Below are 26,492 nucleotides of genomic sequence, written 5' to 3' on the forward strand. Positions count from 1 at the left end.
GCACCGCGCGCGACCGGCGCGCGGTGCCGCTCGGTCCGCTCAGGACTCCGGGTGCCGCCCGAGGAGGCCGTCCGCGATCAGGTCGGCGAGCTGGCGGGCGGTGCGCAACTGGCCGTCCCGGGTCACCGGCGCGGCGCGGCCGCGCCGGTGCGCCAGCGGCAGCTGCACCAGCCCGGCGACCGGGCTGATCACGGCGAAGAAGAGCACGTCGACCGGCACCAGGGGCAGGCGTCCCGCAGCCATGAGTCGTTCGACCGCCGGGAGCAGCGGGCGCAGCGTCGGCGCGACGTACTTCTCGTGCAGGTGGTCCAGGCGCTCGGACTCCCGGCCGAACTCGTCGGCGAGCAACCGCCCGAACAGCGGCACTTCGACGGCGGACCGGTAGAAGTGGTGGATCACGGCGCGGACCAGCTCGGCATCGTCCAATCCGGCCCCGGCCAGCCGCTCGCGTTCCCGCTGGTCGGCTTCGAGGACGGAATCGACCGCGGCCCGCCAGAAGCGGGACTTGGACCCGTAGCGGTCGTTGATGAAGTTGTGGCTGACGCCGAGGCGTCGCGCGAGTTCCCGCGCCGAGGCGCGCTCGTAGCCGAGGTCGGCGAACGCCTCCACGCCTCGCCGGAGGACCTCGGCCTCGTCCGGTGCCGGCCGCGAGCCCGGCCCGGGCCGTCCCGGCCGCCGTGCCGCGCCGGTCGGTTCGTCGGTCGCCATGCGCTCGTCCTCCCCGCTTTCGCTCCGCAGTGGAATCCTGACACCTGTCAGGTAGTGTCTGACGGGTGTCAGGATACCGTGGACCAGCAGGAGGCACGAACATGGCGACCACCCCGGACATCCCGGCCCCCGACCTCACCGGCAGGCTCGCGGTGGTCACCGGAGCGAGCGACGGCGTCGGACTGGGGCTGGCGACCCGGCTCGCCGGCGCCGGCGCGGAAGTCGTGCTGCCGGTCCGCAACCCGCGCAAGGGCGATGCCGCGATCGCGAAGATCCGCCACCGGCATCCCGGGGCCGAGGTGTCGCTGCGCGAGCTCGACCTGTCCTCGCTCGCGTCCATCGCCGCGCTCGCGGACCGGCTCGCCGGGGAAGGGCGGCCGATCCACGTCCTGGTGAACAACGCCGGGGTGATGACCCCGCCCGAGCGGCGCACCACCGAGGACGGCTTCGAGCTCCAGTTCGGCACCAACCACCTCGGGCACGTCGCGCTCGTCGCCGGATTGCTGCCGCTGCTGCGCGCGGGCCGTGCCCGGGTCACCTCGCAGCTCAGCGTCGCCGCCGGGCGGCACGGCATCAACTGGGACGACCTCCAGTGGGAGCGGAACTACCGCGGGAACCGGGCCTACAGCCAGTCGAAGATCGCGCTCGGCCTGTTCGGCCTGGAACTCGACCGGCGCAGCCGGGAGGGCGGTTGGGGCATCACCAGCAACCTCTGCCACCCGGGGGTGTCACCCACGAACCTCCTCGCCGCCCGGCCCGAGGTCGGCCGCGGCCGGGACACCGCGAAGGCGCGGTTCATCCGCGCCCTGTCCGCGCGCGGCGTCCTGTTCGGGACGGTGGACACGGCGTCGCTGCCCGCGCTGCCCGCGCTGCACGCCGCCACGGCACCCGGCGCGGAGGGCGGCCGGTTCTACGGACCCAGCGGTTTCCGCCACTTCTCCGGTCCGCCCGCCGAGCAGGAGCCGTACCCCGGCCTGCGCAGCACCGACGAGGCACGGCGCATCTGGACGACCTCCGAAGAGCTGATCGGGCTGCGGTTCCCCGCCGTGGAAGCCCCCGCCGGCTAGTCGGGCGAGCGGCGGCGCCCTGCTCCGCTCGATCCGGCAGGCGGGGTGCCGCGGACCGGCCGGGAACCCCTCGAACGCGGGGGCGGGAACGTCCGCGCCGACCGAAGAGTCCACCCAGGACGGTCGAGCAGCAGGAACCGGTGGTGCGGCCTCGGCCATCCGGACCAGCGCAGCCGAGGGGATTCCCGTACCCGGCCCCGGACCACCCCGCCGGCCCGCGGCGCCGCCGCAGAATTGCGGAGCAAGCACGCGACGCCGTGGAACGGCGGGTCGGGCCGCACCGGTCCGCCGCCACCACCGCGGCCGAGGGCGTTCGGAGGGTGATCATGGCGACCGAGGTCGAGGCGAAGCCCCACGCTGCGGGGACCAGGACCGCGGGGGAGAGCGGGCAGCGAACGCGCGTGGCGGTGTGGGCCCCCGATCCGATCACGCTGGTCGGCCTCACCGAGACGCTGGTGAGCAGCCTCGACGTGTTCGTCGGGTCCACCGACCAGCCGTCGGACGTGGACGTGTGGGTGTTCGCGACCGACCGGGTCACCTCCGACGTGGTGGCCCGCATGCGGCGGACGGCGGCCGGTTCCACCGCTCCCGCGGTCCTGGTGACGCGCGAACTGGAGCGGGCCCACCTGATGAGCGTGGTCGAATGCCGGGTGGTCGCCGTCGTGCACCTCACCGCGGCCACCGAGGAACGCCTGGTCAGCACCATCGCTGCTGCCGCCGCCGGAGGTGGTTCGCTGCCGCCGAACCTGCTCGGCGAACTCCTGCGGCAGGTGCAGACCCTCCAGCAGGAGGTGCTGGCACCCCGAGGCCTCAACTCCGCCGGGTTCACCCCGCGCGAGATCTGCTGGCGGCTGTGCACGCGGCCGGGGCTCGCGGACAGCTCCAGCAGCAGCCGCAGTTCCGTCGGGGTCAGCCGCACCGGGTCGCCGTCCTTGGCGACCAGCAGCGCGGCGCGGTCGATGGACAGCCGGGTGGCGCTCCAGGTCGGCCTGCGGGCGGGCGGTGCGCCGGAGCACGGCGCGCAGGCGCGCTTCGAGCACCCTGGCCCGCACCGGCTTGACCACGTAGTCGTCGGCGCCCGCTTCCAACCCGGCCACCACGTCGATGTCGTCCCCGCGCGCGGTCAGCACGATCACCGGGAGTTCGCCGCCCGCGCGGATTCGCCGGCACACCTCGAAGCCGTTCATCCCGGGCAGCATCAGGTCGAGGACCACGACGTCCGGGGGATCGGCCCGCAGCTGGTCGAGCCCCGCTTCGCCGGTTTCCACGCCGTGGACCTGGTGCCCCTGCTGGGACAGGCCCAGTTCGAGACCGCGGCGGACGGCGGGATCATCCTCGATCAACAGCACGCGTGACACCTGATCGAGTATCACAGCAGCACCGGGCGCACTCGCGACGGGCGCACCGGGGCGCGCCCCGGCCGGAGAAGTGATCACCCCGCTCAGCGTCGGCCCGCCGGGTCACCGCTACGTCCGGGGGATGTCCCGAGTTCGTCACGATCCCGGCGGGCGCCCGCCCCCGCGCAGCGCCCGCCGCCGCGCCGGAACTCGGCGGTGGCCGCGATGACGGCGGATGGCCCGGTGCCGCGCGGATCGACGCCGATGGCGGCGGAGCCCGGCCGGAATGCGGATCCGGGACGGCCTGGGCGGCGCGGGAGTGTCCGATGTGGATGGACCGAGCAGAGTGTCCGATGTGGACCAGGGGCGGTAGTGGCGACCCCTCGGTGTGACGTGCGTCGCAGTGCCTTGAGCATGACGTTGCGGCACGGCTTCTCCTTCTCCTCGTCACCGGATGTCGATCGAGGAGCGAAGGCCATGACGAACGTGGAGCAGGAAGTGCGGGACGAGCGGCCGACCGAGCGCATCGAGGCCGTCGCGGCCGAGGCGCCGAAGCCGTCGGTGCTGGACCAGGTCGGCGGGCCGGTGGGATTCGTGTACTCCACGGCACCCGTCATCGTCTTCGCCGGGGCGAACTCGTTCCTGCCGCTGTCGGTGACCATCGCCGTGTCGGTCGGCGCCGCCGTGCTGCTGACCGCGTTCCGGATGCTGCGCGGCGAGAAGTTCGCCTCCGCCGTCGGCGGGCTGGTCGCGGTCGGCGTCGCCGTGGGCCTCGCCGCGTGGACCGGGTCGGCGAAGGACTTCTTCGCCATCGGGATCTGGGCCGCGCTGGCCGGGTTCGTGCTCACCGCGGGCTCGCTGCTGGCCCGGCGGCCGGTGACCGGCGTGGTCTGGAACCTGTTGCACGGCGGGACGAACCCGTGGCGGGAGGACCGGCCGAGCCTGCGCGCCCACGACCTCGCCACCCTCGCGGCGGCGCTCGTGTTCGGCGCCCGGTTCGCGGTGCAGCAGTGGCTCTACGTCATCGACACGACCGGTGGGCTGGCGGTGGCCCGCGTCGCGATGGGGACGCCGCTGACGGTGCTCGGCGCGCTGGTCGTCGTCTGGGCGTTCCGCCGCAGCAGCAAGCGCCTCCTCCGGAAGTCGTGAGCGGACCGCACGCGCAGCAGGCCCGGAGGACGACCGTGACCGGCACCGCCACTACCGAAGCCGCCGCCGAATCCGCTGCTGAATCCGCGACCGGATCCGCGACGGCCGAACTCGACCCGGCCGGGCCCGCCGCCACCGAGCCCGCCGCCACGGCACGCCCGAGCCTCCGCGACCGGTACCGCGGGCAGCGGGAACGAGCCCGCCGCAATCGCGCCGCCGACGTCGCGTGGCGTACCGGGGTCGGCATCGCCGGTTCCGCGGTGCTCGTCGCCGGGATCGTCATGATCCCGTACCCGGGGCCGGGCTGGGTCGTGGCGTTCGCGGGCCTCGCCGTGCTCGGCACCGAGTTCGAGCCGGCCCGCCGCGCGCTCGCCTTCCTGCGCCGCGGGTACGACCGGTGGGACGCGTGGCAGCGCGGGCGGCACCCCGCGGTGCGCCTGCTGCTGCTCGCGGGCACCGGCGCCGTGGTGCTGGGCACGGTGTGGCTGCTCGGGGCGCTGGAGTTCGGCGCGGGCCTGATCGGCCTCGACCTCCCGTGGCTCGCGTCCCCGCTCGGCTGACGTGCCGGGCCCCGGCCTACCGGCAGGCGGCGAGCGCCTCCGCCGCGGTGCGGTTGCCCGCCGTGGTCCGCGCGAGCGCCGCGAGGGACGCCCGGTGCGTCGCCTCCTCGGCGGCCGCCGTGCAGTCGGTGACGACGTGCACCTGGAAGCCCAGGTCGGTGGCGTGCCGGGCGGTCTGCTCGACCGTGAGGTCGGTGGCGACGCCGGTGAGGAACAGCGTCCCGACCCCGCGGTCGCGCAACCAGGTGGCGAGATCGTTGCCCGCGAGCCCGGACAGCTTCTGGTTGTCCACCACCAGGCCCGGTTGTCCGGCCAGCTCCGGGACCAGCGCCGCGCCCGGAGCGTCGGGGCGGAACGACTCCTGCGCGTCGCCGACTGCGCGCATGAACTCGGTGTTGCGGACCAGCTCGCCCTCCCCGGCGGGCACGGTGAAGCGGGTGAAGACCAGTTCGGCGCCCGCTGCGGCGGCGGCCGCGTGGAACCGGGCGGCGCGCGCCACCACTCCGCTGCGCGCGACCGGAGCGGCGAGCAGGTCGCCGAAGAACCCTTCCGGCGCGATGACGTTGATCTGCCAGTGCAGCGCCAGCACGGCGCACTTCCCGTTCATGCCCCGATCCTGCCGTCCGCCCGGCGGAAGCGGCCACGGTTCAGGGGCGGGCGCGGTCCGGTCCGGGCGCGTCCGCCCTGCTGGATCGGTGCCACCTGCCACAGCTGCTGGGTGCGGTCCTGGCTGATCGCGACGGCCTCGACGTCGAGCCTGCCGCTGCGGTGCGGGCGTAGGAAGTCGGTGGCGTTGGCGACGCCGACCGCCTGCTGCCCGTGGTCCTCGACCGCTTCGTAGGCCCCGGTGGTGGCGAAGGTTTCGACGACCGCGGTGTGCAGTCCACCGTGGACGATTCCCCAGGGCCGGTGGTGGCGTTCGTCCGCGGCGACCGAGCCGCGCACCGAGGTCGGGGTGATCTCGTCGAACGAGAGGCCGAGTACGGCATCTCGCGCAACATCCACGCTCCTGGTCCGGTCCGCCGGGGCACGCGCGACGGGTGACGGTCAGCAGGCGTCCCAGGAGTAGCGGAGTTCGGCGGCGCCGGCGGGCATCTTCACGTCGGTGAGCTCGACGACGCGGTCCCCGCTCCACGTGGTGCGGCGCACGTGCAGCAGCGGTGCGCGTTCGGTCTCCAGCGCCCGCCGTTCCAGCTCGGTCGCCATCGCGGCGGTGACGACCTCCTCGTAGCGGGTGGCGCCGTGGCCGAGCTCGTCGAGGCGGGCCGGTGCGCCGCCCGGCCCGGTGTCGGGGCGTTCCAGCGCGGTCCCGGCGGTGATCGACCGCGGGAACCGGGAGACCGCCAGCAGCACCGGGTGCCCGTCGGCGCGCAGCACCCGGTCGCGGACGCAGATCTCGTCCCCGGCGCGGATCCCGAACGGCTCGGCGAGGTCGGCGGCCGGTTCGAACCAGACCTGGGTGGACGAGTCGGGGACGAAACCCTGCGCGGCGGCATCGGCGAGGAAGGCCCCCTCGTTCCGCTCCCGGCGCGCCCGGCTCAGCCGCTCGCGGGCGTCGAGCCGCGCCACCCGCGGCGGGCCGGTGGCCGCGCCGCCCTCGTCGTCGTGCTCCGCCGCGCTCATCGGCACCTCCTCGGGTGGGCTGCGTCGTCCGCGAGTCATCGTCGCACCGCGCCGGTGCCGGGCCGCGGAACCGCCGCCGGAGTCGGCGTCGCCGATCGGGTGGTCGCGGTCCTCGCGGCCCGGAAAGGCACCGGGTGCCTTTCGCACGGGGATCGCCGGAATGGGGTCCCGGCGTTGTCGCGGTGCGCAGCTCCGGTTTCCGGTGATTCGGTCCGCTGATTTCCCCGCTTCGCGGGTGAAATGCGCGACGCGGTGCGGAAAATGGCATGTCCGCCCGCGTGGTGGGGATCATCGCGGGCTCGGGACCAGCGCAGGAGTCCTGATGTCGAGGACTGCTGATTTCCCTAGAAGGCGGGCTGGATGCTCGGTTTCTCCGTTGATCGCCGCTGGGTGCGCCGGGGGCGCTGGTGCCTCTCCGGCCAACACTGGGAATTCCACTAGATCAACTTCCGGTAGTCCTGGAATAGGCGACCGGACCATTCGGCGACTTCCCCGGGCCTTGAGGAGAAACATGAGCGTCACGATCGACTCCGTCGTGCACACGATGACCGGATCAATGGTCTCCGATCCGACGGACGCGTTCTTCTTCGACCACCCGCTGGACCACCTGCCCGCGATGCTGCTGCTCGACGGCATCGCCGGGCTCGCCTCGGCGTCCCCCGGCCGAGTCGCGGAGCTGGCCGTGGAGTTCCACCACTTCTGCGAGCTCGACCGCCCGGTCGAAGTGCTGATGAGCAGCCCGGCGACCGACGGGGAGCGCTGGGACGCGTACTGCTCCTCCGGCGGCCTCGTCGTCGCCGACGGGAACGTGTCGCTGCGCGACCACCACGACCCGCCGCCACCCGGCCCCGTGCTGCCCGCACCGGTACCGGTCGATCGGGAGCTGGTGCACCGCCACCGCGCGGAGAACGTCGCCATCGGCGACTTCACCGGCGACGATTCCGGTTGCACCGCGCGGATCCTCGACTTCGCGCCGGACCACGCGCTGCGCCGCCGCGACCCTCGGCACCGCTCCGCGCTCGAACTCGTCGAAGGCGCCCGCCAGTTGATCACCCTGGTCGGGCACCAGGTGTGGGACGTGGCGCACGACTGGAAGTACGTGCTCAACGGGGTCCGGCACGAGCAGCGCCGCCCCGTCGCCGCCACCGAGGACGTCCGGCTCCGCACCACCACGATGACCATGCGGCGCAAGCGCGTCGAGTTCGCCGTGGACCTGCTCGCCGCAGGCGACGTGATCGGCTCCGTCCGGCTCACCGGCATGATCGTTCCCCCGCGCGTGTACGACCACCTGCGCTGGGCCAACCGGGAAGCAGCACGATGAACCGCAAGCTGGAAAGCCTCTTCCCGCCCGCGATCTTCCTGTGCGGGATGCTGGTGCTCGCCTGGGGCATCGGCGGCCGCCTGCTCGACGGTGATCCCGCGTCCGGCGAAGCCGCCGTCCTGCTCGCCTACCTGGGGTGGACGCTGGTCGAATCCCGCGTCACCTTCCAGGGATCGGTGCAGGAGACCAGTTCCGCCGACCGCGGCAGCCTGCAGCTCTACGGGCTGTCCCGGCTCGCCGTCCTCGCCGCCGTCGCGCTGCCGCCGAACACCTGGGACGGGTGGGGGCTCGGCCGCACCGCCGCCGTCGCCGTGTTCTTCGGTGGAGTCGTGCTGCGGCTCACCGCCGTGCACCGGCTCGGCCGCTTCTACTCGCACCGCGTCCGCACCGTCGACGGGCACGCGATCGTCAGCACCGGGCCCTACCGGCTGGTGCGCCACCCCGCCTACACCGGCATGGTGTTCGCCCACCTCGGGCTGGTGGTCGCGTTCCTGAACCCGTACGGGGTGCTCGCGTTCGCCGCGCTCATGGTGCCCGCCGTGGTGCGCCGCGTCCTCGTCGAGGAGGACACGCTGATGCGGCTGCCCGACTACCCCGACTACGCGCGGAACCGCCCCCGGCTCATCCCGGCGGTGTGGTGATGGGACCGGTGACCGCCGCGATGATCCACGACGACGCCCGGCCGACCGGCGCGCAGGTCGGCAACAAGTTCGCGCGCCTCGCCGAGATGCGGGCCGCCGGCCTGCCGGTGCCGCGGTTCTGCTGCCTCGACGCCGCCGTCTTCCGCGACGTGGCGCGCGAGATCGGCGGTGGGATCCGCCGCGAGCTGGACGCCATCGACTTCACCGACCGCGCCTCCCTCGACGCCGCCGCGAAGGCCATCCGCGACCTGTTCCTCGACGTCCCGTTCCCCGCCGGGGTCGAGCGGTCCGTGCTCGACGCGTTCGACGCGACCTTCGCGCCCGGCTCGCTGGTCGCCGTCCGCTCCTCCAGCGTGGGCCGTTCCGAGCGGGAGAGCGAGGATTCCGCCGCCGACCCGTTCGCGGGCATGGGGGAGAGCTTCCTGTACGTGGGCCGGGACCGGGTCCTGGACCGGGTCCGCGAGTGCTGGGCGTCCGGGTTCACCGCCGAAGCGCTGCTGTACCGGCACGTCCAGGGGCTCGCGCTCGACGGGTTCGCGGTGTCCGTCGGCGTGCAGGAGATGGTGCTGGGCGCCAAGTCCTTCGTGCTGTTCACCTGCGATCCGGCCACCGGCGCCGACGACGCGGTGCTCGCCGCCGGGCACGGCATCGGCGAAGGCGTCGTGCAGGAGAAGGTCGGCGTGGACCACTACTTCCTGCGCTCGGCCACCGGCCGCTGCGAGTCGCACCTCGCGCACAAACCGGAACGCCTCGGTCTCGACCCGGACCGCCCCGACGCCGGGCCCGTCCCGCTGCCGGTGCCGCCGGAACTGCGCGACGCGCCCGTGCTCGACGAAGCGCAGGTGCGGGAGGTCGCCGCGCTCGGCGCCCGGGTCGCGGCGCTGTTCGGCGCCCCGCAGGACGTCGAAGGCGTGCTCACCGAGGACGGCACCATCCGCCTCGTGCAGGCCCGGCCCATCGCGATCGACCTGTCCACCCGCAAGCAGTGGAGCAACGCGAACGTCACCGAGAGCTTCTCCGGCACCACGACCGCGCTGACCTACTCGTTCGCCCGGGGCTTCTACCGCACGATCTTCCACGACCTGTACCGCCGCTACGGCGTGGACCGGGACCTGCTCGACGCGAGCGGGCCCGAGCTGGAGCGGATGATCGGGTACCTCGGCGGCCGCGTCTACTACGACCTCGACTCGTGGCTGCACCTGCACGGTCAGGTCGCGTTCTTCCCGCTGCTGCGGGCTTCCTGGGAGCAGATGATGGGCCTGCCCGTCAGCGGCGAGGGCTCGCTGCGCTCGCTGGCGCCGACGTGGCCGGGAGTCGTCGGCAGGCTCGCCGGCCCGCTCGCCCGGCTGCTGCGGGCGCTGGCCCGGCACGACCGCGCCATGCGCGAGTTCGAGACCTGGTGGGAAGGCGTGATCGCACCGCGTCGCGCGGTGGACTGGGCGCAGCGGGACCCGCTGGCCCGGATCGCCGATTTCCGCGCCGCGTGGCGGGAGGTCGGCGCGCACTGGGGCGTCACGCTGATCAACGACTCGGTGCTGTCGGCCACCACCGGCGCCGTCCGCGGGCTGCTCGCGAAGTGGGCGCCGGGGCTGGACGAGGGCGTGCTCAACGACCTGCTGTGCGGCGGCGAGCGCAACCGCGGCGAAGCCGCCGTGCTCTCCGCCGTCGGCCTCGCCGAACTCGCCCGCGCCCGGCCGGAGTTCCTCGCTGCGATGGACGACCGGCCCGCCGCGCAGGTGTGGTCCGAAGTGGACGGTGGTCGGCACGGGGACGCGTTCCGCGTAGCGGTGCACGAGCACCTGCACCGCTACGGGGACCGCAGCGTGCAGGACCTGAAGATGGAACAGCCGACGCTGCGCGCCCAACCCGGCGCACTGCTGCGCACGGTCGCCGACTACGCCCGAGTCGGCCTGGACCGGGCCACCTTCGTCGAGCGGGAGGAGCGCATCCGCGCCGACGCCGAGCGGCGGCTCACCGCGGCCCTCGGTGCCCGCTCCCCGAAGCTCGCCGTGCTGCGGCGGCTGCTCGACAAGCTGCGCCGCAGCGTGCGGCACCGGGAGAACTCGCGCTACTGCCGCAGCGAACTGTTCGGCCTCGCCAAGACGGTCTTCCACTCGCTCGGCGAGGACCTCGCCGCGCAGGGCGTGCTGCGCTCCGCCGCCGACGTGGTGCACCTGACCGAGGACGAGGTGTTCGGCCACTTCGACGGCACCGGCGTCACCCGCGACCTCGGCGCCGTCGCCGCCGTCCGCAAGGCCGAGTTCGAGCAGGACCCGCCGGAACTGCCCGAGCGGTTCAGCACCCTCGGCGGCGTCACCACCTCCCTCGGCGCCGTGCGGGCCGCCGCCGACCCCGGCGGGGGAGAGCTGCGCGGCCTCGGCTCCAGCAGTGGCCGCGTCGAAGGCACCGCGCGGATCGTGCTCGATCCGCGCGACCCCGTCGAACCCGGCGAGGACATGATCCTCATCGCCCGCGAGACCGATCCGGGCTGGCTGTTCCTGATGCTCACCGCGAAGGGCATCGTCGTGGAGCGCGGCACCATGCTGTCGCACACCGCGATCACCGGCCGCAAGTTCGGCATTCCCACCGTGGTGTCGCTGCGCGGCGCCACCACCGCCATCCCGGACGGGGCGCGGATCGCCGTCGACGGCGCCTCCGGGGAGGTCACCGTGCTGGAGGTGCCGTCGTGACCACCACCGCCGCTCCCGGGGCGGGAGCTCGGCTGGGCCGGTTCGTGCTGGATGTGTTCCCGCCGAAGGTCTACTGCACGTACGCGGTGCTGTGGGTGCTCGCGCTGGAGGGGTCGCTCGCCGTCGTCGCCGGTGACCGGTGGGCGCCGTCGGCGGGCACGGCGGTGCGGATCTGCTCGGTCGGCCTGGTGCTGCTGTACCTGCGGATGGTCGACGAGCAGAAGGACCTCGACTACGACCGGGAGCACAACCCCGGCAGGCCGCTGGTGCGCGGCTCCATCACCGCGGTCGAGCTGCGGCGCTGGATGCTGCTGTTCGCCGCGCTGCTGGTGCTGGCGAACGCGCTGGTCGAGGCGGTCTCGGTGGCGGTGTTGGCGCTGGACCTGGGTTACGCGCTGCTGCTGGTGGTGCTGGAGCGCCGGTCGGCGCGGCTGCGGGACGCGCTGTTCCCGAACCTCGCGATCACCTATCCGGTGCAGGTGCTGCTGAGCGTGTACGTGTGCGTCTCGGCCACCGGCGGGCTCGACCCGGCCGTGATCGGGTTGATCGGGTGCTTCTCCTGCGTGTTCCTGCACTTCGAGTTCGCCCGCAAGACGGCGTGGACGGCCCCGGCCGATGCGCGGCTGTACTCGAACGTCGTCGGGCCCGTCGGCGGCGCGGTGCTGGTGCTGGCCGCACCGGCGCTGGCCGCCGCCTCCGCCGCGGTGCTGTTCCGGCCGTGGGAGCTCGACGGAGCCGCCGACCTGGGGCGGCTGCTGCCGTACTGCGCGCTGGCGCTGCCCGCCGTCGGGGCGCGGCGGTTCTTCGGCGGCAGCCGCGCCTGGCCCGCCGGGCCGGCGATGACCTTCGTGCTCGGTTGGTACGCGGCACTGGTGTGCCAAGCGGCGGTGGTGAGCTGGGCATGACGGAATTGCTGGTGACGGGCGCGACCGGGTTCGTCGGCGCGGCCACCCGCCGGGCGCTGCGGGAGCGCGGGGTGCGGCTGCGCACCCTGGTGCACCACCGGCGCACCGGTGGCGATGACGAGCAGGTCGAAGGCGACCTGGCCGATCCGGCTTCGCTGCGCGGGAGCTGTGCGGGCGTGGACGCGGTGGTGCACCTGGCCGCCGCCGTCGGCTCCGACCCGGACACCTGCCGGGCCGTGAACGACGCGGGCGCGCGGGCGCTGCTGGCGGAGGCGCGCGGCGCGGGCGTGCACCGCTTCGTGCAGCTCGGCACCGCCGCCGTCTACGGCCGCGGCGAGCACCGCGGACCCGCCGAGGACGAGGTGCGGCCCCGCCCGGAGTCGGTGACCAGCGAGACCCGGCTCGCCGGGGAGAACGCGGTGCTCGCCGCGGGCGGCACCGTCGTCCGTCCCTACTTCGTGTACGGCGCAGGGGACCGCTGGGTGGTACCCGGCCTCGCCCGGCTGCTCGCCGCGACCGGCAGCACGATCGAGGGAGCCCGGCCCCGGCTCGGCATGGTGTGGGTGGACGACCTCGCCGAGATCATCGCGGCACTGGCCGTCGACGGCGCGCCGCCGGGCCGGGTGCTGCACGCGGACCACCCGCGGCCGGTGCCGGTGCGGGAGCTGGTCGACCGGCTCGTCCACGATCTCGGGGTGCCCGCACCCCGGCAGGACCTGTCCTATCGGGAGGCGGTGCGACGGCTGCCCGGCGCCGCCGACCAGCTGTCCCTGCTGGCCCGTGACCGGTACTTCGACGCCACCGCCGCGTGGCGGGCCACCGGCCGCGCACCCACCCCCTTCGACGTCGGCTTCGCCCGCTCCCTCGACTGGTACCGCGCGCACCTCACCGCGGACCGGACGAGCTGACCGGGGAGGATGGGACTCGGAGCGGAACAACGAGGAGGTCGTCGTGAGCGGAACGTCGGCGGGTGCCCGGCACCTCATCGCCATCGGCATCGGCGCGGGCGACCCGCGGCACCTCACCCTCGAAGCGGTGGACGCCATCGGCCGCACCGACGTGTTCTTCCTGCCGGACAAGGGAAAGCGCACCGAGCGGCTGCTGCGGGTGCGCGCCGGGATCCTCCGCGAGCACGCCGCGGACTCCGCCCGGACCGTCGCGATTCCCGACCCGCCGCGCGACCGCACCACCGCGGGCACCGACGAGTACCGCGCGCAGGTCGACGACTGGCGGCGGCGCCGCGCCGAGCAGTGGGCGCGGGTCGTGCACGAGGAACTCGCGCCGGGGGAGACCGGTGCGTTCCTGGTGTGGGGCGATCCGGCGCTCTACGACAGCACCCTGGACGTCGTCGCGGAGATCCGCGCCGCCGTCGACCTCACCTGCGAGGTGGTCCCCGGCATCAGCAGCGTTTCCGCGCTCGCCGCGCACCACGGCACCACCTGGACCCGGGTGGGCAGGCCCGTCCGCATCACCACCGGCCGTCCCGGCGTGGACCGGCCGGACCTGTCCGAGGACACCCTGGTGATGCTGGACGTGCCTGCGGCGATCGCGGCGCGGCGCGGCGGAGGCTGGTGGATCCACTGGGGCGCCTACGTGGGCACGCCCGACGAGCTCTCGGTCGCCGGTCCGCTCGACGAGGTCGCCGACCGCATCGCCGAGCTGCGCGCCGAGGCCCGCGACCGGCACGGCTGGATCATGGACAGCTGCCTGCTGCGCCCGCCTTCCTGAACCCCCCGGTCACTCCGCCGTCCCGACGTGGCGGAGGCCGTCGAAGAGGAGTGCGACGATCCGCGCCGCGTCGTCCCGCCAGCCGTCGGTGGCGCGCATCCCGCAGACGCAGCCGAGCGCCCGCAGCACCGTCCACCCGTCGACGTCGCCGCGGATCGTCCCGGCCGCCGCACCGGCCCGCAGCAGCGCGTCGAGGCAGCCGGCCATCCGCTGCCGCGATCCGGCGAACACCGCCGAATCGGTCGCCAGCACGCTCTCCAGCGCGACCGACATGCCCTTGCTGGTGGCGGCGTGCTCGACGAGCAGGTCCAGGAACTCCCGCAGCGCCCGGTCCGGCGCGTGCCGTTCGAGCAGCGCGTCCGGTTCGGCGCACAGCTCGTCGAGGGCCTGCCGGTAGATCTCGGCGATCAGCTCCTCGCGGGTGTCGAAGTGGCGGTACAGGGTGCCGACGGCGACGCCGGCCCGGCGGGCGATCTCGTCCACTCCGATGTCCTCGCCGGCCAGGAACGCTTCCCGCGCGGTCGTGAGCAGGGCTTCCCGGTTGCGGCGGGCGTCGGCGCGCAGCGGGCGTGAGGTGGGCAACGGACGACCTCCGAATAAAGTGAGTCCGACTCCGGTTGTATGGTGAGCCTGGCTCACTTTACTGGAGGTGCTTCCCATGACGATCGCCGACGAAGGACTCGCCGGACGGCGCGTGCTCATCACCGGCGCCAGCCGCGGACTCGGCGTCGCCACCGCCCGCCGCTTCGCCGCCGCGCGCGCCCACGTCCTCACCGCCTCGCGCAGCGCGCCCCCGGACGACGTGCCCGGCACGTTCCTCCCGGCCGACCTCGCCACCGCCGACGGCGTCGCCGACCTCGGCCGGCGAGTCCTCGACACGGTCGGCGGAGTGGACGTGCTCGTCTCCAACGCGGGCGCCACCAGCGGCTGGGCCGCCGCGCTGGAACGCACCGACGAGTCGTGGCAGTTCGACCTCGACATCAACCTGCTCAGCGCCGTCCGGCTGGACCGCGCCCTGGTGCCCGGCATGGTCGAACGCGGCTCCGGCGTCGTCCTGCACGTCTCGTCGATCGCGAGCAGGTTGCCGCAGCCCGGCGACCTGTCGTACGCGGCGGCGAAGGCCGCGCTCAACGCCTACAGCCGCGGCCTCGCCGAAGAGGTCGGCACGAGCGGGGTCCGCGTGCTGCGCGTGCTGCCCGGCTTCGTCGCCACCGAAGGCGCCGTCGCGCACCACCAGGAGATGGCCGACGAGCAGGGCGTCGAGCTCCACGAGATGCAGCGGCGCATCGCGGCCCGGCTGAACACGCCGATGGGCCGCCCCGGCGACCCGGAGGACGCGGCCGAGCTGATCGCCTTCCTCGCCTCCGACCGCGCGAAGTGGCTCACCGGCGCCGAATACCGGGTGGACGGCGGCATCATCCCCGCCGTGTGAGCTCGGATCAGCCGCCCAGGTCCGCGGACAGCCAGCGCTCCGGGCGCATCCGGATCACCACGTGCTCCCCGAGCCGCGTCCGCTCGAACTCGACGAACTCGTCCACCCGCGACGCGGGCAGGTAGCGGGCCGCCATTACCCGGGAGCTCTCGGCCGAACCCGGCTCGATCGAGAGCACCGGGCCCTCCACCGAGACGTAGCGGACCGTCGGCTCGGTGCGCTGCGCCAGCATGCTGAACCGGCCCGCGGCCCGGATCGCGCGGGTCTTCCGGGTGTCCGCGCCCGTGTTGATCCACAGCTCGCCGCCGGGCTCGTAGTGGTACCAGATCGGCACCACCAGGGGCGCTCGGCCGGAACCCTCGGCCACCGCCAGGGAACCGGTGTGCGGTTCGGCCAGGAATCGTTCGCGGTCCTGCTGGGAAAGAGCCATGCGACCGACGCTAGCCGCGACCCCTGACAGGCGCTCGACTCCTGCTGCTCGGGAGGTGGGGTGGCGGAACCTCAGCGCACTCCTCGCTGCGGGATCGTTTTCACCGGTGGCTCCGCCACAGGAGAAAACGCTGTCCTCGCGAGGAGTGCGCTGAGAACCCGCGGCGGTGCCGGTTGCTCGGGGGTCGCCGCTCAGCGGCTTCGCCGCTGAGCGGGGAAGAGCTCTTTCGTCAGTCGGCTATGAGGTGTCGCCTGCCGAAGAGGGTGGCGGCGTCGCGTGCCGTCGGGGTGCCCGCGTCCAGGTCGGCGCCCGCCTCGCGCAGCACCGCCACCACCTCGTCGGCGCCCTTGAACAGCGCGCCCGCGATCGGCGACTGGTCCCGCGCGTTGCGCCGGTCCGGGTCCGCGCCGCGGTCCAGCAGCGCGCGGACCGTGGCGGCGTGCCCGTGGTAGGCGGCGAGCATCAGCAGCGTGTTCGCGTCCGCGTCGGTCACGTCCACCGGCAGCCCGTGCTCGACGAACTCCAGCAGCTGCGCGGTGTCGCCCTCCCGGGCCAGGTCCATCGCGATCGCCACGACCCGCTCGGCCTGCTCCGGGGTGAGCTCACCCTCGCCCATGGAAATCCTCCCCAACGGAAGAGAAACCCCGGGGGGGCACGCGGAATCGCGCGCCACGCCGGGGAATTCGGTCTCACTCAGAGGTTGCCGGCCGCCAGGGCCTCCACCGCCTTGCGGACGCCCTCGCCGTAGGCGGGGTCGGCCTGCGTGCAGTTGTGGATGTGCCGCTCGATGGTGGCCTGCGAGGCACCGTCGATCGCGCGGGCGGTGTTCTCGAACAGGACCTGCTGCTGCTCCGCGGTCATGTTCCGGAACAGATTCCCGGGCTGCTCGAAGTAGTTGTCGTCGTCCTCGCGGTAGTTGAACCGGTCGGCGACGGCCCCCACGGCCTGCTGCGGCTCGCGGTAGGCGGGCTGCTCTTGCCAGCGGCCGTACGAGTTCGGCTCGATGCCGGGGGTGGCGCCCTGGTTGCCGTCGACGCGCATCGCACCGTCGCGGTGGTACGAGTTCACCGGGATCCGCGGCGCGTTGACCGGGATCTGGTGGTGGTTGACGCCGAGGCGGTAGCGCTGCGCGTCACCGTAGGAGAACAGCCGGCCCTGCAGCATCTTGTCCGGCGAGTAGCTGATGCCGGGCACCACGTTCGCGGGCGTGAACGCGGCCTGCTCCACGTCGGCGTGGTAGTTCTCCGGGTTGCGGTTGAGCTCCCACTCGCCGACCTCGATCAGCGGGTAGTCCTTCTTGGACCACACCTTGGTCAGGTCGAACGGGTGGAACCGGTAGCCGTCCGCGTCCGCCTCCGGCATGACCTGCACGTACAGCTTCCACTTCGGGAAGTCGCCGTTCTCGATCGAGTCGAACAGGTCGCGCTGGTGCGACTCGCGGTCCTTGCCGACGAGGGCCTCGGCCTCGGCGTCGGTGAGGTTCTTGATGCCCTGCTGGGTGCGGTGGTGGAACTTCACCCAGAACCGCTCGCCCTCGGCGTTGATGAAGCTGTAGGTGTGCGAGCCGAAGCCGTGCATGTGGCGGTACGACGCGGGAATGCCGCGGTCCGACATGACGATCGTGACCTGGTGCAGCGCCTCGGGCAGGTTGGTCCAGAAGTCCCAGTTGTTCTCGGCGTTGCGCATGTTGGTGCGCGGGTCGCGCTTCACCGCGTGGTTCAGGTCGGGGAACTTCAGCGGGTCGCGGAAGAAGAACACCGGGGTGTTGTTGCCGACGAGGTCCCAGTTGCCCTGGTCGGTGTAGAACTTCAGCGCGAAGCCGCGGATGTCGCGCTCGGCGTCGGCGGCACCGCGCTCACCGGCCACGGTGGAGAACCGGGCGAACATCTCCGTCTTCTTGCCGACCTCGGAGAAGATGCTCGCCGAGGTGTACTGGGTGATGTCGTTCGTGACGGTGAACGTGCCGAACGCGCCGGAGCCCTTGGCGTGCATGCGGCGTTCGGGGATGACCTCGCGGTCGAAGTGGGCCAGCTTCTCCAGGAACCACACGTCCTGCAGCAGCATCGGGCCGCGGGCACCGGCGGTCATGGAGTTCTGGTTGTCCGGAACCGGCGCGCCCGCGGCGGTCGTCAACGGCTTCTGGTTGTTCTCCGGCAAGATCGGCTCCTGTGTTCGGGATTCATTCGGTTCGCGCGCGGCAGGCCGGGCAGGTGCCCCAGTAGGTCACCTCGGTCCGCTCCAGGGTGAATCCCCGCGAGTCGCGGACGTCGAGGCAGGGCGCCGCGCCGACCGCGCCGCGCACGTCGGTGATGCCGCCGCAGCCGCGGCACACCAGGTGGTGGTGGTCGTCCCCCACGCGGGTCTCGAACCGGGCGGGGGAGCCCGCCGGTTCGATGCGCCGCACCAGACCAGCCTCGGTCAACGCGCGCAGCACGTCGTAGACCGCTTGGGTGGACACCGAGCCGAGCTCGCGGCGGACCGCGGTCGCGATGGCATCGGTGTCCGAGTGGGGGTGGTTCGCGACCATCGACAGCACCGCCACCCGCGGGCGCGTGACGCGCAGCGCGGCGTCGCGCAGGAGTGCGGTGGCGTCGATGACCGGCATGACCCGAGACAACCAGCTTTTCTGGAATTAGTCAAGTTTAGCTGTGGTGCGGCGTGGCGCCCCGAAGATCACGTCTTCGCAGGTGGGAAAGGCCCTCGCGCAAATACCGGCCCCGCGCGTTCGCCCGACCGGGGTCCGAAGTTCACCGCACCCCGTACGCGGTCGCGGTCCACAGGTGGAACACCGCGTGCGCCCGGTGCGGCGACCACCCCCGCGCCCGCTCCGCCGCGGCCGCCGCGGACTCCGCGCCCAACGCCCGCCGCAGCACCAGATCGCCCGACGGGAACGCGTCCCCGTCGCCGAACGCGCGCAACGCCAGGTGTTCCACCGTCCACGGCCCCACCCCCGGCAGCGCCAGCAGCTCCCCGCGCACCTCCGCACCCGGGCGCAGCGGCAACCCGTCCGCGACCGCCGCCGCCAGCGCCCGCACCGTGCGGGCGCGGGGCCCCCCCCCCCCCCCCCCCCGCCGCGCCGCCCCCCCCCCCCCCCCCCCCCCCCCCGGCCCCGCCGCGGACTCCGCCCGGAGGGCCCAGCCCGAGCCGCGACGATCCCGCACCACCGNNACGGGGGGGGGGGGGGGGGGGGGGGGGGGGGGGGGGGGGCCCCCCCGGGGGGGCCCCGCCGGGGGGGGGGGGCCCGCCGCCCCCCCCCCGGGGGGGGGGGGGGGCGCGGCACGCCCACCGCGGTCCGCAACTCCTCCAGCGGCGCCGTGGCCAGCACCTTCGGCGCGGGGAACGCGACCAGCCCGCCCGGCTGCGGCTGGCCGTACTCCGCCAGCAATCGGGCCGCGAACGTGCGGCCCGCCGCCACGCTCACCTGCTGGCCCAGCACCGTCGACACCGCGCCCTCGAACCCGTCCGCCCAGCCCACGACCCGCAGCCCCGGCCGGGCCGCCACCAACGGCTCCAGCAGCGGGTCCGCCGCCAGCACCGCGTCGATCCGCGCCACGTCCGCGTCCAACCCCAGCCAGTGCCGCACCAGCGCCGCCACCTCCTCTTCGGCGCCACCGGCCTCCCCGGACACGGCCACGTGATCCGCCGCCAGCCGCACCGACACCTCGGCGGGACCGCCCGCCAGCGGCAGCAGCCGCCGCACGCACCGCCGCGCCCGGTCCACCCGCTCCGCGCCCGGCAGCGCATGCGCCGCCAGCGCCGCCACCGCCGCATCCACCGCGAACGGGACCCGGACCGGGATCCGCAGCATCACCGCTCCGGCCACAACCCGGACGAACCCCGGCGGTGGCTGCCCAGCAGGTGCGTGTCCACCATGCCCACCGCCTCCATCAACGCGAACGTCGTCGTCGGGCCCACGAAGCGGAAACCCTTGCCGCGCAACGCCTTCGACAGCGCCACCGACTCCGGGGACGTCGTGGGAACCTCGCTCATCGAGCGCGGGCGCGGCGTCCGCTCCGGGCGGAACGACCACACGAGCGCGTCCAGGCCGCCCTGCTCGCGCAACGCCACCGTCGCCCGCGCGTTCCCGATCGTCGCCCGCACCTTCGCCTGGTTGCGCACGATCCCCGCGTCCGCCAGCAGCCGTGCCACGTCCTCCTCCGCATAGGCCGCCACCCGGTCCGGGTCGAAGTCGTCGAACGCCTTCCGGAAGGCCGGGCGCTTGCGCAAGATCGTCGCCCACGACAACCCGGCCTGGAAGCCCTCCAGCGAGATCCGCTCGAACAGCGGCTGCTCGCCCCGCACCGGCAATCCCCACTCGGTGTCGTAGTACTCCCGCAGCAGCGGATCGGCGGCCGCCCACGGCGGACGGGCCAGCCCGTCCTCCCCGACGATCAGGTCCTGCTCGTGCACGCTTCTCCTCCGCGTTCCGGGGCCAGTCCAGTGACCCGCAGGGTGATGTTGAGGCGGCCCGAGCGCAGCCCGCACGCCGGGTCCGCCGTGCCCGGGCGCACCGCCGGCACACCGTGGTACGCCAGCCGCGACGGGCCGCCGAACACGAACAGGTCCCCCGAGCACAGCTGCACATCGGTGTGCGGGTGGCCGCGGGACTCCGGCTTGCCGAACCGGAACACGCAGGTGTCGCCGATGCTCAACGACACCACCGGTGCCCGGGACAGCTCGTCCTCATCCCGGTGCATGCCCATCCTGGCGTGCTCGTCGTAGAAGTTGATGAGCGCCGCGTCCGGGTGGTAGTCCGCGGCCTCCGCCGGACCGTACGCCGCGGCCAGCGCCGCCCGGCCCAGCTCGCCCAGCCGGTCCGGGAACGGCGCCACCCGCGCGCCGCCCGCGTCGTCGGCGGTGCGGCTGTAGGCGTACGGGTACCAGTGCCAGCCCAGGCACACCGTGCGCACCGACATCCGGTGCCCGCTCGGCAGCCGCGCCGCCCGCATCGGCACCGGGCCGCGCGCCCACTCCCGGCACGCCGCCACCAGCTCCCGCTGCCGGTCCAGGTCCAACCAGCCCGGCACGTGCACCGCGCCCGGTGCGACGACCCGGGGCGGCAGCGAGAACAGCGGTGCACCCATCGCTCCGATCCTCCTCCTCGGCGGAAGCCGACCGGCACCCCGCCTCGCCGCGTCGTGCTGGGGGAGTGGGGGCCGCCCGCCACCCGCTGGTAGTGTAGGGGGTGGGCGGGGCGGGCGCCGGCGGGGGGGGGGGGGGGGGGGGGGCCGCCGGGGCGGGGGGGGGCGCGGCGCCGGGGTGGTGGTGGTGTTTTATTTCCTTCTTTCCAATCATTATTTCGCTTATCTGTCCCCCCCCCCCTCAACTCGGGTTCGGTCGTGTGCGAACGTCCGGTCGGGGTGAACGGCCCGTTTGCCCAACTAGATGGGACGAACGGTCCGTTCACTCCGAACCGGTGGTTTCTAGGGTCAGGAGGGTCCGCTTCGCCTCCGCCCCGCCCACGTACCCGCCGGCGCTGCCGTCGGAACGCACCACCCGGTGGCACGGCACCACGATCGGCAGCGGGTTCGTCGCGCACGCCGTCCCGACCGCCCGCACCGCCCGCGGACTGCCCGCGGCGGCGGCGAGCTGCGCGTAGCTGGCGGTGCGCCCGTAGCCGACCTCGGCGAGCCGGGCCAGCACGGTGCGCCGGAACCCGCGGGACAGCCGCCGGTCCAACGCCAGCTCGAAGGAGGTGCGGTGCCCCGCGAAGTACTCGTCGAGCTGCCGCGCGACCCCGTCGAGCCTGCCGGGCGCGTGCAGCACCCGCGGGCTGATCCGCTCGGCCAGCGACGCCAGCACCTGCTCGGAGGCCCCGAACGCGACGCGCACCAGCCCGTCCTCGGTGGCCGCGAGCAGCAGTTCCCCGACCGGGCTGGGCACGGTCCGGTAGGCGACGTCGAGCAGCCCGTCCGCGGCGGCGGCGACGACCACGCGGTCGTGCAGCCGGGCGAGGGTGCCCGCGTCGGTCTCGGGCAGCGCGTCGAACAACCCGTCGGATGTCATCGTGTTCCTCCTCCCGAAGCCGGGTAGCTGCGGCGCAGCGCCCGGATCCCGTCGGCGGCGGCGCGGCGGGCCGCGTCGGTGCTGCCGCCGGTGATGGCCGCGATCTCCGCGTAGGGCAACCCGGCGAGGTGGTGGTAGGCGACGGCGGTGCGCTGCTTGGCGGGCAGCGCGGCCAACGCCTCCCACAGGTCGCCGTCCCAGTCCTCGGGGCGCCCGCGGTGCGCGGGCCGTTCCGGGAGCTGCTCGACCGGGTTCGGGCGGCGGGCGCGGGCGCGAGTGGCGTCGATGGCCTTGCGGTGCGCGATGGTCACCAGCCACGCCTGCACGTTCGCGTGCTCGTCCAGCTCGGGGTAGGCGCGCAGCGCGGCGAGGAACGTCTCGGACCAGGCGTCCTCGGCGTCGACCGGCCCGAGGACGGCCCGGCACACCCGCAGCACCACCGCCCCGTGCTCGGCGACGATCTGCTCGAACGGTCTCATCACGTCCAGTAGACGCCGGGCGGCGCCGGAACGTGAGGCGCGTGGTGTTCTTGCCCGCCTCTCGGCACCATCGCCGGATGGGGGACGTCTTCGGCAACCTGGCGTTGATCTCGCTGTTCGTCCTGCTCGGGGGTTTCTTCGCGGCGGCGGAGATCGCGCTGGTGTCGTTGCGGCAGAGCCAGGTGCACCGGCTGGAGGACCTGGGCAGGCGCGGGGCGGGCGTGGCCCGGTTGAAGTCCGATCCGAACCGGATGCTCTCGGCGGTGCAGGTCGGCGTCACGTTCACCGGCTTCTTCGCCTCCAGCTACGGCGGGGCGACGCTCGCGGTGCGGCTGGAGCCGCCGCTGGTCGGGTGGGGCCGGGCGGAGGAGGTGCCGACGACGGTGGCGCTGGTGCTGGTGACCGCGTTCGTGTCGTACCTGTCGCTGGTGTTCGGCGAGCTGGCGCCGAAGCGCCTCGCGCTGCAGAAGCCGGAGGTGGTGTCGCTGGCGACGGCGGGAGTGCTGGACGCGGTGGCGACCGCGTTCCGGCCGGTGATCTGGCTGCTGTCGGTGTCGACGAACGGGGTGGTGCGGCTGCTGGGGGTGAGCCCGCGCGCCGACGAGCAGCAGGTCGGCGAGGAGGAGCTGCGCGACATGGTCCGCACCAGCGACCAGTTCACCACCGAGGAGCGCCGCCTCATCACCGACGCCTTCGAGGTCGGCGACCGGGTGCTGAGCGAAGTGATGGTGCCGCGCACCGAGGTCGACTTCCTCGACGCGGACACCGGCGCCGCCGACGCGGTCGACGAGGTGCTGGGGAAACCGCACTCGCGCTATCCGGTGCTGCGGGACGGTTCCGCCGACGACGTGGTCGGTTTCGTGCACGTGCGCGACCTGTACGAGGCGAGCCGCGGGAGCCGGGCTCGCACGGTCGGTTCGCTGGCGCGGCCGATCACGACGCTGCCGGGCACGAAGCCCGCGCTGGCCGCGTTGACGGCGATGCGCGGTCGCGGCGGCGGACACCTCGCCGTGGTCGCCGACGAGTACGGCGGCACCGCGGGCATCGTCAGCCTCGAAGACCTGGTGGAGGAGATCGTCGGCGAGATCTGGGACGAGTACGACCTGCGCGAACGCCCGGCCGCGCCACCCGCCGAGGGCGTGCTGGAGCTCGACGGCCTGCTGCACCGCAGCGAAGTGGCCGACCGCTCCGGGATCGCGCTGCCGGAGGGCCCGTACGACACCCTCGCCGGGTTCGTCCTCGCCCGCCTCGGCCGGATGCCGCGCGAGGGCGATTCGGTCACCGCCCTCGGCCACGAGTTCACGGTCCGCGCGGTGGAGGGCCGCCGCATCTCCCGCGTCCGCATCACCGGAGCGGCCCCCGACGACGACCGGTGAGACCGGGAGCGGCGCGGAGAACGCCGATGCGCTGAACACGCACCGTGTCCTGTTCGATACCGTACGTGCCGATCTCGTCGCGGAGGGTGCGCGAGGTCCACCGCTGTCGTCCGTGGGGGAGTTCTCGTCGTGGAAGCATTGGTCGCGTTGCTGGGGATCATCGGCCTGGGGGCCATGATCTGGGCGATCGTGCTGGGGGTCCGCCGTCGAGGCCGGTGGGATCCGGTGGTGCGCAAGGGTTTCTGGCTCCGGTTCGGCAGCGGTTATGCGGCGATGTTCCTGGCGCTGCTGCTGGATCCGGCCGAACCGGACGCCTTCGCGGGATTCCTGCTGCTGACCGGGATCGGGCTGATCGTCTGGTCCGGCGTGTTCGCGGTCCGGCATCCGCGCGGGTGGGACCGGACGATCACCCGCGGGTTCGCGGCTCGGCTGGCGCCGGGAGCGGTCCTGTTCGGCGTGGCGTTCGCGTTGCTGCCGCCCACCGGGTCGACCACGCGGGTGGTGGCCGATCAGGCGGCGCAGCCTTCGGCGACCGCGCCGGCGCCGAGCACCCCGGCCGCGCCTCGACCGCGCCGGCGCCGAGCACCCCGGCCGCGCCTCCCGCTCCGGCGCTCCCGGCCGGTGTTCCGGCGGGGGTGCAGCGCGCGGTCGTGCTGAGCGTCGAGGCCGGCACTCGGCTCCGGCTCACCGCCGTCGAGGACGGGGCGATGCCCGGTTCCGTCCCGCGCGGCGTCCGGCTGCTGCACGTCCGCCCCGTCGCGGACTGCTTCCGGGAGGAGGCCACCGCCGAGCTGAACCGGCTCGCCCCCGTCGGATCGGTGGTCTGGGTGCTCCCGGACGTGCAGCCGCAGGACGAGCAGGGGTGGGACCTGCGCTACCTCTGGAACGACCGCGGGGAGTTCGTCAACGCCGACCTGGTCGGCGGTGGTTTCGCCGTCGCCGAGCAGATGCCGCCGAATTCGCTGCGCTGGGCGGAGATCTCCGCGGCGGGCGGGCGCGCCGAGCCGGCGGGCGCCGGGGCCTGGGCGGTGTGCGGCGCGGCCCGGGAGAGCTCCACGGCGGAACCCGATCCGCGGCCGAACCCCGAGCCGAACCCGGAGCCGAAGCCCCGGCCGAACCCGCAGCCCGCGCCGGACCCGACCTACGCGTCGGACGACGAGGACGACGAGGACGGCGGGGACGGCGGCGGTGCCGCCTACTACCCGAACTGCACGGCGGCGAAGGACGCGGGCGCGGCTCCCCTCTACCGCGGTCAGCTGGGATACCGCTCGGCGCTCGACCGGGACGGCGACGGGGTCGCCTGCGAGACCTGATCGCCGTCGGAGCTCGGCCCGCCCCCGCAGGCCTCGCCGGGCCGCAGTCGCGCGGCGGGAACCCGCACCGTCAGGTCAGGTGGGTGCGCTGGCCGTCGTGGTCGAGGATGGTGAGGATCTCCGCCGGTCCGCCGCGTGCGCCGAACGCGTGCGGGGTCATGGTGCTGAACTGCGCGGCCTGCCCCGACTCGATCAGGATGGTGCGTTCGCCGAGCACCAGCTCCACCGTCCCGGACAGCACCGTGAACCAGTCCTTGCCCGGGTGCACCGCCAGCCGCCCGGAGTCCCGCGCCGGCGCGGGCCGGGTGAGCCGCATTTTCGCGACGGTCATGCCGTGCGGCCCGGAGTCCTTGCTGAGCAGCCAGGACGTGGCGCCGCGGGTCTCGTCGCGCACCGGGCGGATCACCACGTCCTCGTCGGTGGCCGATTCGACCAGCTGGTCCAGGGTGGTGCCGAGCGCGCGGGCCAGCGGCGCCAGCTGGTCCAGGCTGATCCGCCGGTGCCCGGTCTCGATGCGGCTGAGCGTGGAGGTGCTCAGGTAGCAGCGCGCGGCCAGCTCGTCGAGGGACAGGCCCCGCGAGGTCCGCAGGCTCCGGATCCGTTGCCGGACGAGGGCGTCCAGCTCACCGTCTTGCGTCATGAGCAAAACAGTATGCCATCGACGCAACCCGCGGCTACCTTGGCGGCATGGCACACCACGAACACCCGAACACCGACGACACCGCTCAATTCGAGATGCTTGATCTCGACGCCGAGGTCATGCACGACCACCTGGCGGAGCTGACCGGGGAACTCGCCGAACTCGTCGACCCGCCGGTGCACCGGATCCTCGACCTGGGCTGCGGCACCGGGGCGGGCACCTTCGTCCTGCTGGAGCGGTTCGCGCGGGCCACCGTGCTCGCCGTGGACACCGACGATTCCGTGCTCGCGCACCTGACGACCAAGGCCGCCGCCCGCGGCGAAGCCGACCGGGTGCGCACCGAGCGCGCCGACCTCGACGCCGGATTCCCGTCGCTGGACGCGCCCGTCGACCTGGTGTGGGCGTCCGCGTCCCTGCACCACCTGGCCGATCCGGCGCGGGTGCTCGGCGAGGTGTTCGCGGCGCTGCGGCCCGGCGGGGTGCTTGCGGTGGCGGAGCTCGACTCGTTCCCCCGGTTCCTGCCCGACGACCTGGGTTTCGGCCGGCCCGGCCTGGAGGAGCGCTGCCGCGACCTGCTCGCCCGCAAGCGTGCCGAGCACCTGCCGCACATCAGCGCCGACTGGGCGGAACCGGTGGCCGGAGCCGGTTTCACCGCGGTCGCGCACCGCACCGTCGACGTCGACCTGCCCGCCCCGCTGCCCGCCGTCGCGCGGCGCTACGCCGAGGTGACGCTGCGCCGGATGCGCCCGTTCCTCGACGCGTCCCTCGACGAGGCCGACGTCGCGGCCCTCGGCGAACTCCTCGACTCCGACGGCCCCGGCGCTCTCCGCAGCCGCGACGACCTCACCATCCGAGCCACCCGAACCTTCCTCGCCGCCCGCCGCCCCTGATCGGGCTCCGAGCGGACGGGGTGGGTCCGCCGTTCCGGTGAGGTTCGGCCGCGCGGCGGTGTCGACGGCAGCCCGAGTCGATCATGATGCCGGTGTCGTGGGGGGGGGGGGGCCCCCCCCCGCGGGCGGGGGGGGGGGGGGGGCCCGCGCGGTGGGTGATCACGACCCGGGTCCGGCCGGGCAGCGCGGTGGTGATG

General features: G+C 74.0%; 30 protein-coding genes and 2 pseudogenes. 15 read left to right on the plus strand and 17 right to left on the minus strand.

The window, feature by feature from the left end; all coding sequences use genetic code 11:
• Nucleotides 1–39: 39 nt before the first annotated feature.
• The gene (locus LCD33_RS15095) at nt 40–708 is read right to left on the minus strand and encodes a TetR/AcrR family transcriptional regulator (protein WP_224977970.1); all 669 of its coding nucleotides are present in this window, start codon (nt 706–708) and stop codon (nt 40–42) included.
• Nucleotides 709–809: 101 nt separating this feature from the next.
• Here LCD33_RS15095 and LCD33_RS15100 point away from each other — a divergent pair, with 101 nt between their 5' ends.
• Nucleotides 810–1,775 (plus strand): SDR family oxidoreductase, encoded by a 966-nt coding sequence (locus LCD33_RS15100; RefSeq protein WP_224961807.1) that lies wholly within the window; start codon nt 810–812, stop codon nt 1,773–1,775.
• Nucleotides 1,776–2,601: 826 nt separating this feature from the next.
• On the opposite strand, the pseudogene LCD33_RS15105 reads toward LCD33_RS15100, so the two are convergent.
• Nucleotides 2,602–3,133: pseudogene (locus LCD33_RS15105) on the minus strand (response regulator transcription factor); the annotation flags it as partial.
• A gap of 456 nt (nt 3,134–3,589) precedes the next feature.
• Between LCD33_RS15105 and LCD33_RS15110 the strand changes: the two are divergent.
• Both LCD33_RS15110 and LCD33_RS15115 read left to right on the plus strand, forming a co-directional pair.
• On the plus strand, nt 3,590–4,261 hold the full coding sequence (locus tag LCD33_RS15110; protein ID WP_224961809.1) for a DUF3159 domain-containing protein: 672 nt from the start codon (nt 3,590–3,592) through the stop codon (nt 4,259–4,261).
• Nucleotides 4,262–4,296: 35 nt separating this feature from the next.
• On the plus strand, nt 4,297–4,821 hold the full coding sequence (locus tag LCD33_RS15115) for a TIGR02611 family protein (protein WP_224961811.1): 525 nt from the start codon (nt 4,297–4,299) through the stop codon (nt 4,819–4,821).
• A 16-nt stretch (nt 4,822–4,837) separates the two neighbouring features.
• Here the strand turns inward: LCD33_RS15115 and LCD33_RS15120 are convergent, their stop codons facing one another.
• Genes LCD33_RS15120 through LCD33_RS15130 form a run of 3 tightly spaced genes read right to left on the minus strand, consistent with a single transcriptional unit; the run spans nt 4,838 to nt 6,444 of the window.
• Nucleotides 4,838–5,428: a cysteine hydrolase family protein gene (locus tag LCD33_RS15120; RefSeq protein ID WP_224961813.1), complete on the minus strand. Its 591-nt coding sequence runs from the start codon at nt 5,426–5,428 to the stop codon at nt 4,838–4,840.
• Nucleotides 5,425–5,826: a PaaI family thioesterase gene (locus tag LCD33_RS15125; protein WP_224961815.1), complete on the minus strand. Its 402-nt coding sequence runs from the start codon at nt 5,824–5,826 to the stop codon at nt 5,425–5,427. The genes LCD33_RS15120 and LCD33_RS15125 overlap by 4 nt, the downstream gene beginning before the upstream one ends.
• 42 nt (nt 5,827–5,868) lie before the next feature.
• Complete coding sequence (locus LCD33_RS15130; protein WP_224961818.1) at nt 5,869–6,444, minus strand: UTRA domain-containing protein; 576 nt, start codon at nt 6,442–6,444, stop codon at nt 5,869–5,871.
• 511 nt (nt 6,445–6,955) lie between these two features.
• Here LCD33_RS15130 and LCD33_RS15135 point away from each other — a divergent pair.
• From LCD33_RS15135 to cobF, 6 genes are read left to right on the plus strand one after another with little or no spacing between them, the layout of a single operon-like run.
• Nucleotides 6,956–7,765: an AfsA-related hotdog domain-containing protein gene (locus tag LCD33_RS15135; RefSeq protein WP_224961820.1), complete on the plus strand. Its 810-nt coding sequence runs from the start codon at nt 6,956–6,958 to the stop codon at nt 7,763–7,765.
• Nucleotides 7,762–8,406 carry an isoprenylcysteine carboxylmethyltransferase family protein gene (locus tag LCD33_RS15140; protein ID WP_224961821.1) on the plus strand — a complete coding sequence of 215 codons (645 nt, stop codon included), beginning with the start codon at nt 7,762–7,764 and terminating at the stop codon, nt 8,404–8,406. The genes LCD33_RS15135 and LCD33_RS15140 overlap by 4 nt, the downstream gene beginning before the upstream one ends.
• Complete coding sequence (locus tag LCD33_RS15145; RefSeq protein ID WP_224977971.1) at nt 8,406–11,096, plus strand: PEP/pyruvate-binding domain-containing protein; 2,691 nt, start codon at nt 8,406–8,408, stop codon at nt 11,094–11,096. The genes LCD33_RS15140 and LCD33_RS15145 overlap by 1 nt, the downstream gene beginning before the upstream one ends.
• The gene (locus LCD33_RS15150; RefSeq protein WP_224967502.1) at nt 11,093–12,001 is read left to right on the plus strand and encodes a hypothetical protein; all 909 of its coding nucleotides are present in this window, start codon (nt 11,093–11,095) and stop codon (nt 11,999–12,001) included. Before LCD33_RS15145 ends, LCD33_RS15150 begins: the two co-directional genes overlap by 4 nt.
• On the plus strand, nt 11,998–12,909 hold the full coding sequence (locus tag LCD33_RS15155) for an NAD(P)-dependent oxidoreductase (protein WP_224967504.1): 912 nt from the start codon (nt 11,998–12,000) through the stop codon (nt 12,907–12,909). Before LCD33_RS15150 ends, LCD33_RS15155 begins: the two co-directional genes overlap by 4 nt.
• Nucleotides 12,910–12,952: 43 nt before the next feature.
• The gene (gene cobF, locus LCD33_RS15160; protein WP_224967506.1) at nt 12,953–13,729 is read left to right on the plus strand and encodes a precorrin-6A synthase (deacetylating); all 777 of its coding nucleotides are present in this window, start codon (nt 12,953–12,955) and stop codon (nt 13,727–13,729) included.
• A gap of 9 nt (nt 13,730–13,738) precedes the next feature.
• Here the strand turns inward: cobF and LCD33_RS15165 are convergent, their stop codons facing one another.
• A complete protein-coding gene (locus tag LCD33_RS15165; protein ID WP_224967508.1) occupies nt 13,739–14,311 on the minus strand; it encodes a TetR/AcrR family transcriptional regulator in 573 nt (190 codons plus the stop codon).
• Between the two features lie 76 nt (nt 14,312–14,387).
• Here LCD33_RS15165 and LCD33_RS15170 point away from each other — a divergent pair, with 76 nt between their 5' ends.
• A complete protein-coding gene (locus LCD33_RS15170) occupies nt 14,388–15,161 on the plus strand; it encodes an oxidoreductase (protein WP_224967510.1) in 774 nt (257 codons plus the stop codon).
• A gap of 7 nt (nt 15,162–15,168) precedes the next feature.
• On the opposite strand, the gene LCD33_RS15175 is transcribed toward LCD33_RS15170, so the two are convergent.
• The 5 genes from LCD33_RS15175 to LCD33_RS15195 all read right to left on the minus strand — a co-directional run bounded on the left by LCD33_RS15175 (nt 15,169) and on the right by LCD33_RS15195 (nt 18,626).
• The gene (locus tag LCD33_RS15175) at nt 15,169–15,591 is read right to left on the minus strand and encodes a pyridoxamine 5'-phosphate oxidase family protein (RefSeq protein WP_224961834.1); all 423 of its coding nucleotides are present in this window, start codon (nt 15,589–15,591) and stop codon (nt 15,169–15,171) included.
• Nucleotides 15,592–15,820: 229 nt separating this feature from the next.
• Nucleotides 15,821–16,207 (minus strand): ankyrin repeat domain-containing protein, encoded by a 387-nt coding sequence (locus LCD33_RS15180; RefSeq protein WP_224968488.1) that lies wholly within the window; start codon nt 16,205–16,207, stop codon nt 15,821–15,823.
• A 77-nt stretch (nt 16,208–16,284) separates the two neighbouring features.
• Nucleotides 16,285–17,748: a catalase gene (locus tag LCD33_RS15185; protein ID WP_224963270.1), complete on the minus strand. Its 1,464-nt coding sequence runs from the start codon at nt 17,746–17,748 to the stop codon at nt 16,285–16,287.
• Between the two features lie 22 nt (nt 17,749–17,770).
• Nucleotides 17,771–18,196 (minus strand): Fur family transcriptional regulator, encoded by a 426-nt coding sequence (locus tag LCD33_RS15190; protein WP_224963272.1) that lies wholly within the window; start codon nt 18,194–18,196, stop codon nt 17,771–17,773.
• A 142-nt stretch (nt 18,197–18,338) separates the two neighbouring features.
• Nucleotides 18,339–18,626, minus strand: a complete 288-nt coding sequence (locus LCD33_RS15195; protein WP_224968486.1) for a hypothetical protein — start codon at nt 18,624–18,626, stop codon at nt 18,339–18,341.
• Nucleotides 18,627–18,905: 279 nt separating this feature from the next.
• Between LCD33_RS15195 and LCD33_RS28930 the strand changes: the two genes are divergently transcribed.
• Nucleotides 18,906–19,229: a hypothetical protein gene (locus LCD33_RS28930; RefSeq protein WP_255617511.1), complete on the plus strand. Its 324-nt coding sequence runs from the start codon at nt 18,906–18,908 to the stop codon at nt 19,227–19,229.
• On the opposite strand, the pseudogene LCD33_RS29625 reads toward LCD33_RS28930, so the two are convergent.
• From LCD33_RS29625 to LCD33_RS15220, 5 genes and pseudogenes are all read right to left on the minus strand, one after another.
• A pseudogene (locus LCD33_RS29625) lies at nt 19,112–19,399 on the minus strand (AlkA N-terminal domain-containing protein); the annotation flags it as partial. The gene LCD33_RS28930 and the pseudogene LCD33_RS29625 overlap by 118 nt on opposite strands.
• Entirely contained in the window at nt 19,399–20,001 is a 603-nt protein-coding gene (locus LCD33_RS15205; RefSeq protein WP_308011281.1) for a DNA-3-methyladenine glycosylase I, read from the minus strand. The gene LCD33_RS15205 and the pseudogene LCD33_RS29625, both read right to left, overlap by 1 nt.
• Nucleotides 19,983–20,675 (minus strand): alpha-ketoglutarate-dependent dioxygenase AlkB, encoded by a 693-nt coding sequence (locus LCD33_RS15210; protein ID WP_224977972.1) that lies wholly within the window; start codon nt 20,673–20,675, stop codon nt 19,983–19,985. Before LCD33_RS15210 ends, LCD33_RS15205 begins: the two co-directional genes overlap by 19 nt.
• A 319-nt stretch (nt 20,676–20,994) precedes the next feature.
• Nucleotides 20,995–21,597 (minus strand): methylated-DNA--[protein]-cysteine S-methyltransferase, encoded by a 603-nt coding sequence (locus LCD33_RS15215; RefSeq protein WP_224962411.1) that lies wholly within the window; start codon nt 21,595–21,597, stop codon nt 20,995–20,997.
• Nucleotides 21,594–22,076: an RNA polymerase sigma factor gene (locus LCD33_RS15220; RefSeq protein ID WP_224968482.1), complete on the minus strand. Its 483-nt coding sequence runs from the start codon at nt 22,074–22,076 to the stop codon at nt 21,594–21,596. The genes LCD33_RS15215 and LCD33_RS15220 overlap by 4 nt, the downstream gene beginning before the upstream one ends.
• Nucleotides 22,077–22,153: 77 nt before the next feature.
• Between LCD33_RS15220 and LCD33_RS15225 the strand changes: the two genes are divergently transcribed.
• From LCD33_RS15225 to LCD33_RS15235, 3 genes are all read left to right on the plus strand, one after another.
• Complete coding sequence (locus tag LCD33_RS15225; protein WP_224977973.1) at nt 22,154–23,452, plus strand: hemolysin family protein; 1,299 nt, start codon at nt 22,154–22,156, stop codon at nt 23,450–23,452.
• A 129-nt stretch (nt 23,453–23,581) separates the two neighbouring features.
• A complete protein-coding gene (locus LCD33_RS15230; protein WP_224977974.1) occupies nt 23,582–24,109 on the plus strand; it encodes a hypothetical protein in 528 nt (175 codons plus the stop codon).
• A complete protein-coding gene (locus LCD33_RS15235) occupies nt 24,103–24,765 on the plus strand; it encodes an excalibur calcium-binding domain-containing protein (RefSeq protein WP_224977975.1) in 663 nt (220 codons plus the stop codon). Before LCD33_RS15230 ends, LCD33_RS15235 begins: the two co-directional genes overlap by 7 nt.
• 70 nt (nt 24,766–24,835) lie before the next feature.
• Here LCD33_RS15235 and LCD33_RS15240 read toward each other — a convergent pair whose 3' ends face one another.
• Nucleotides 24,836–25,405, minus strand: coding sequence for a helix-turn-helix domain-containing protein (locus LCD33_RS15240; RefSeq protein WP_224962403.1), 570 nt, complete (start codon nt 25,403–25,405; stop codon nt 24,836–24,838).
• 47 nt (nt 25,406–25,452) lie between these two features.
• On the opposite strand from LCD33_RS15240, the gene LCD33_RS15245 reads away from it, so the two are divergent.
• Nucleotides 25,453–26,295, plus strand: coding sequence for a class I SAM-dependent methyltransferase (locus tag LCD33_RS15245; protein WP_224968480.1), 843 nt, complete (start codon nt 25,453–25,455; stop codon nt 26,293–26,295).
• The last annotated feature ends 197 nt before the right edge of the window (nt 26,296–26,492 follow it).

This window comes from Saccharopolyspora sp. 7B (assembly GCF_020177435.1).
Lineage (GTDB): Bacteria > Actinomycetota > Actinomycetes > Mycobacteriales > Pseudonocardiaceae > Saccharopolyspora_C > Saccharopolyspora_C gregorii.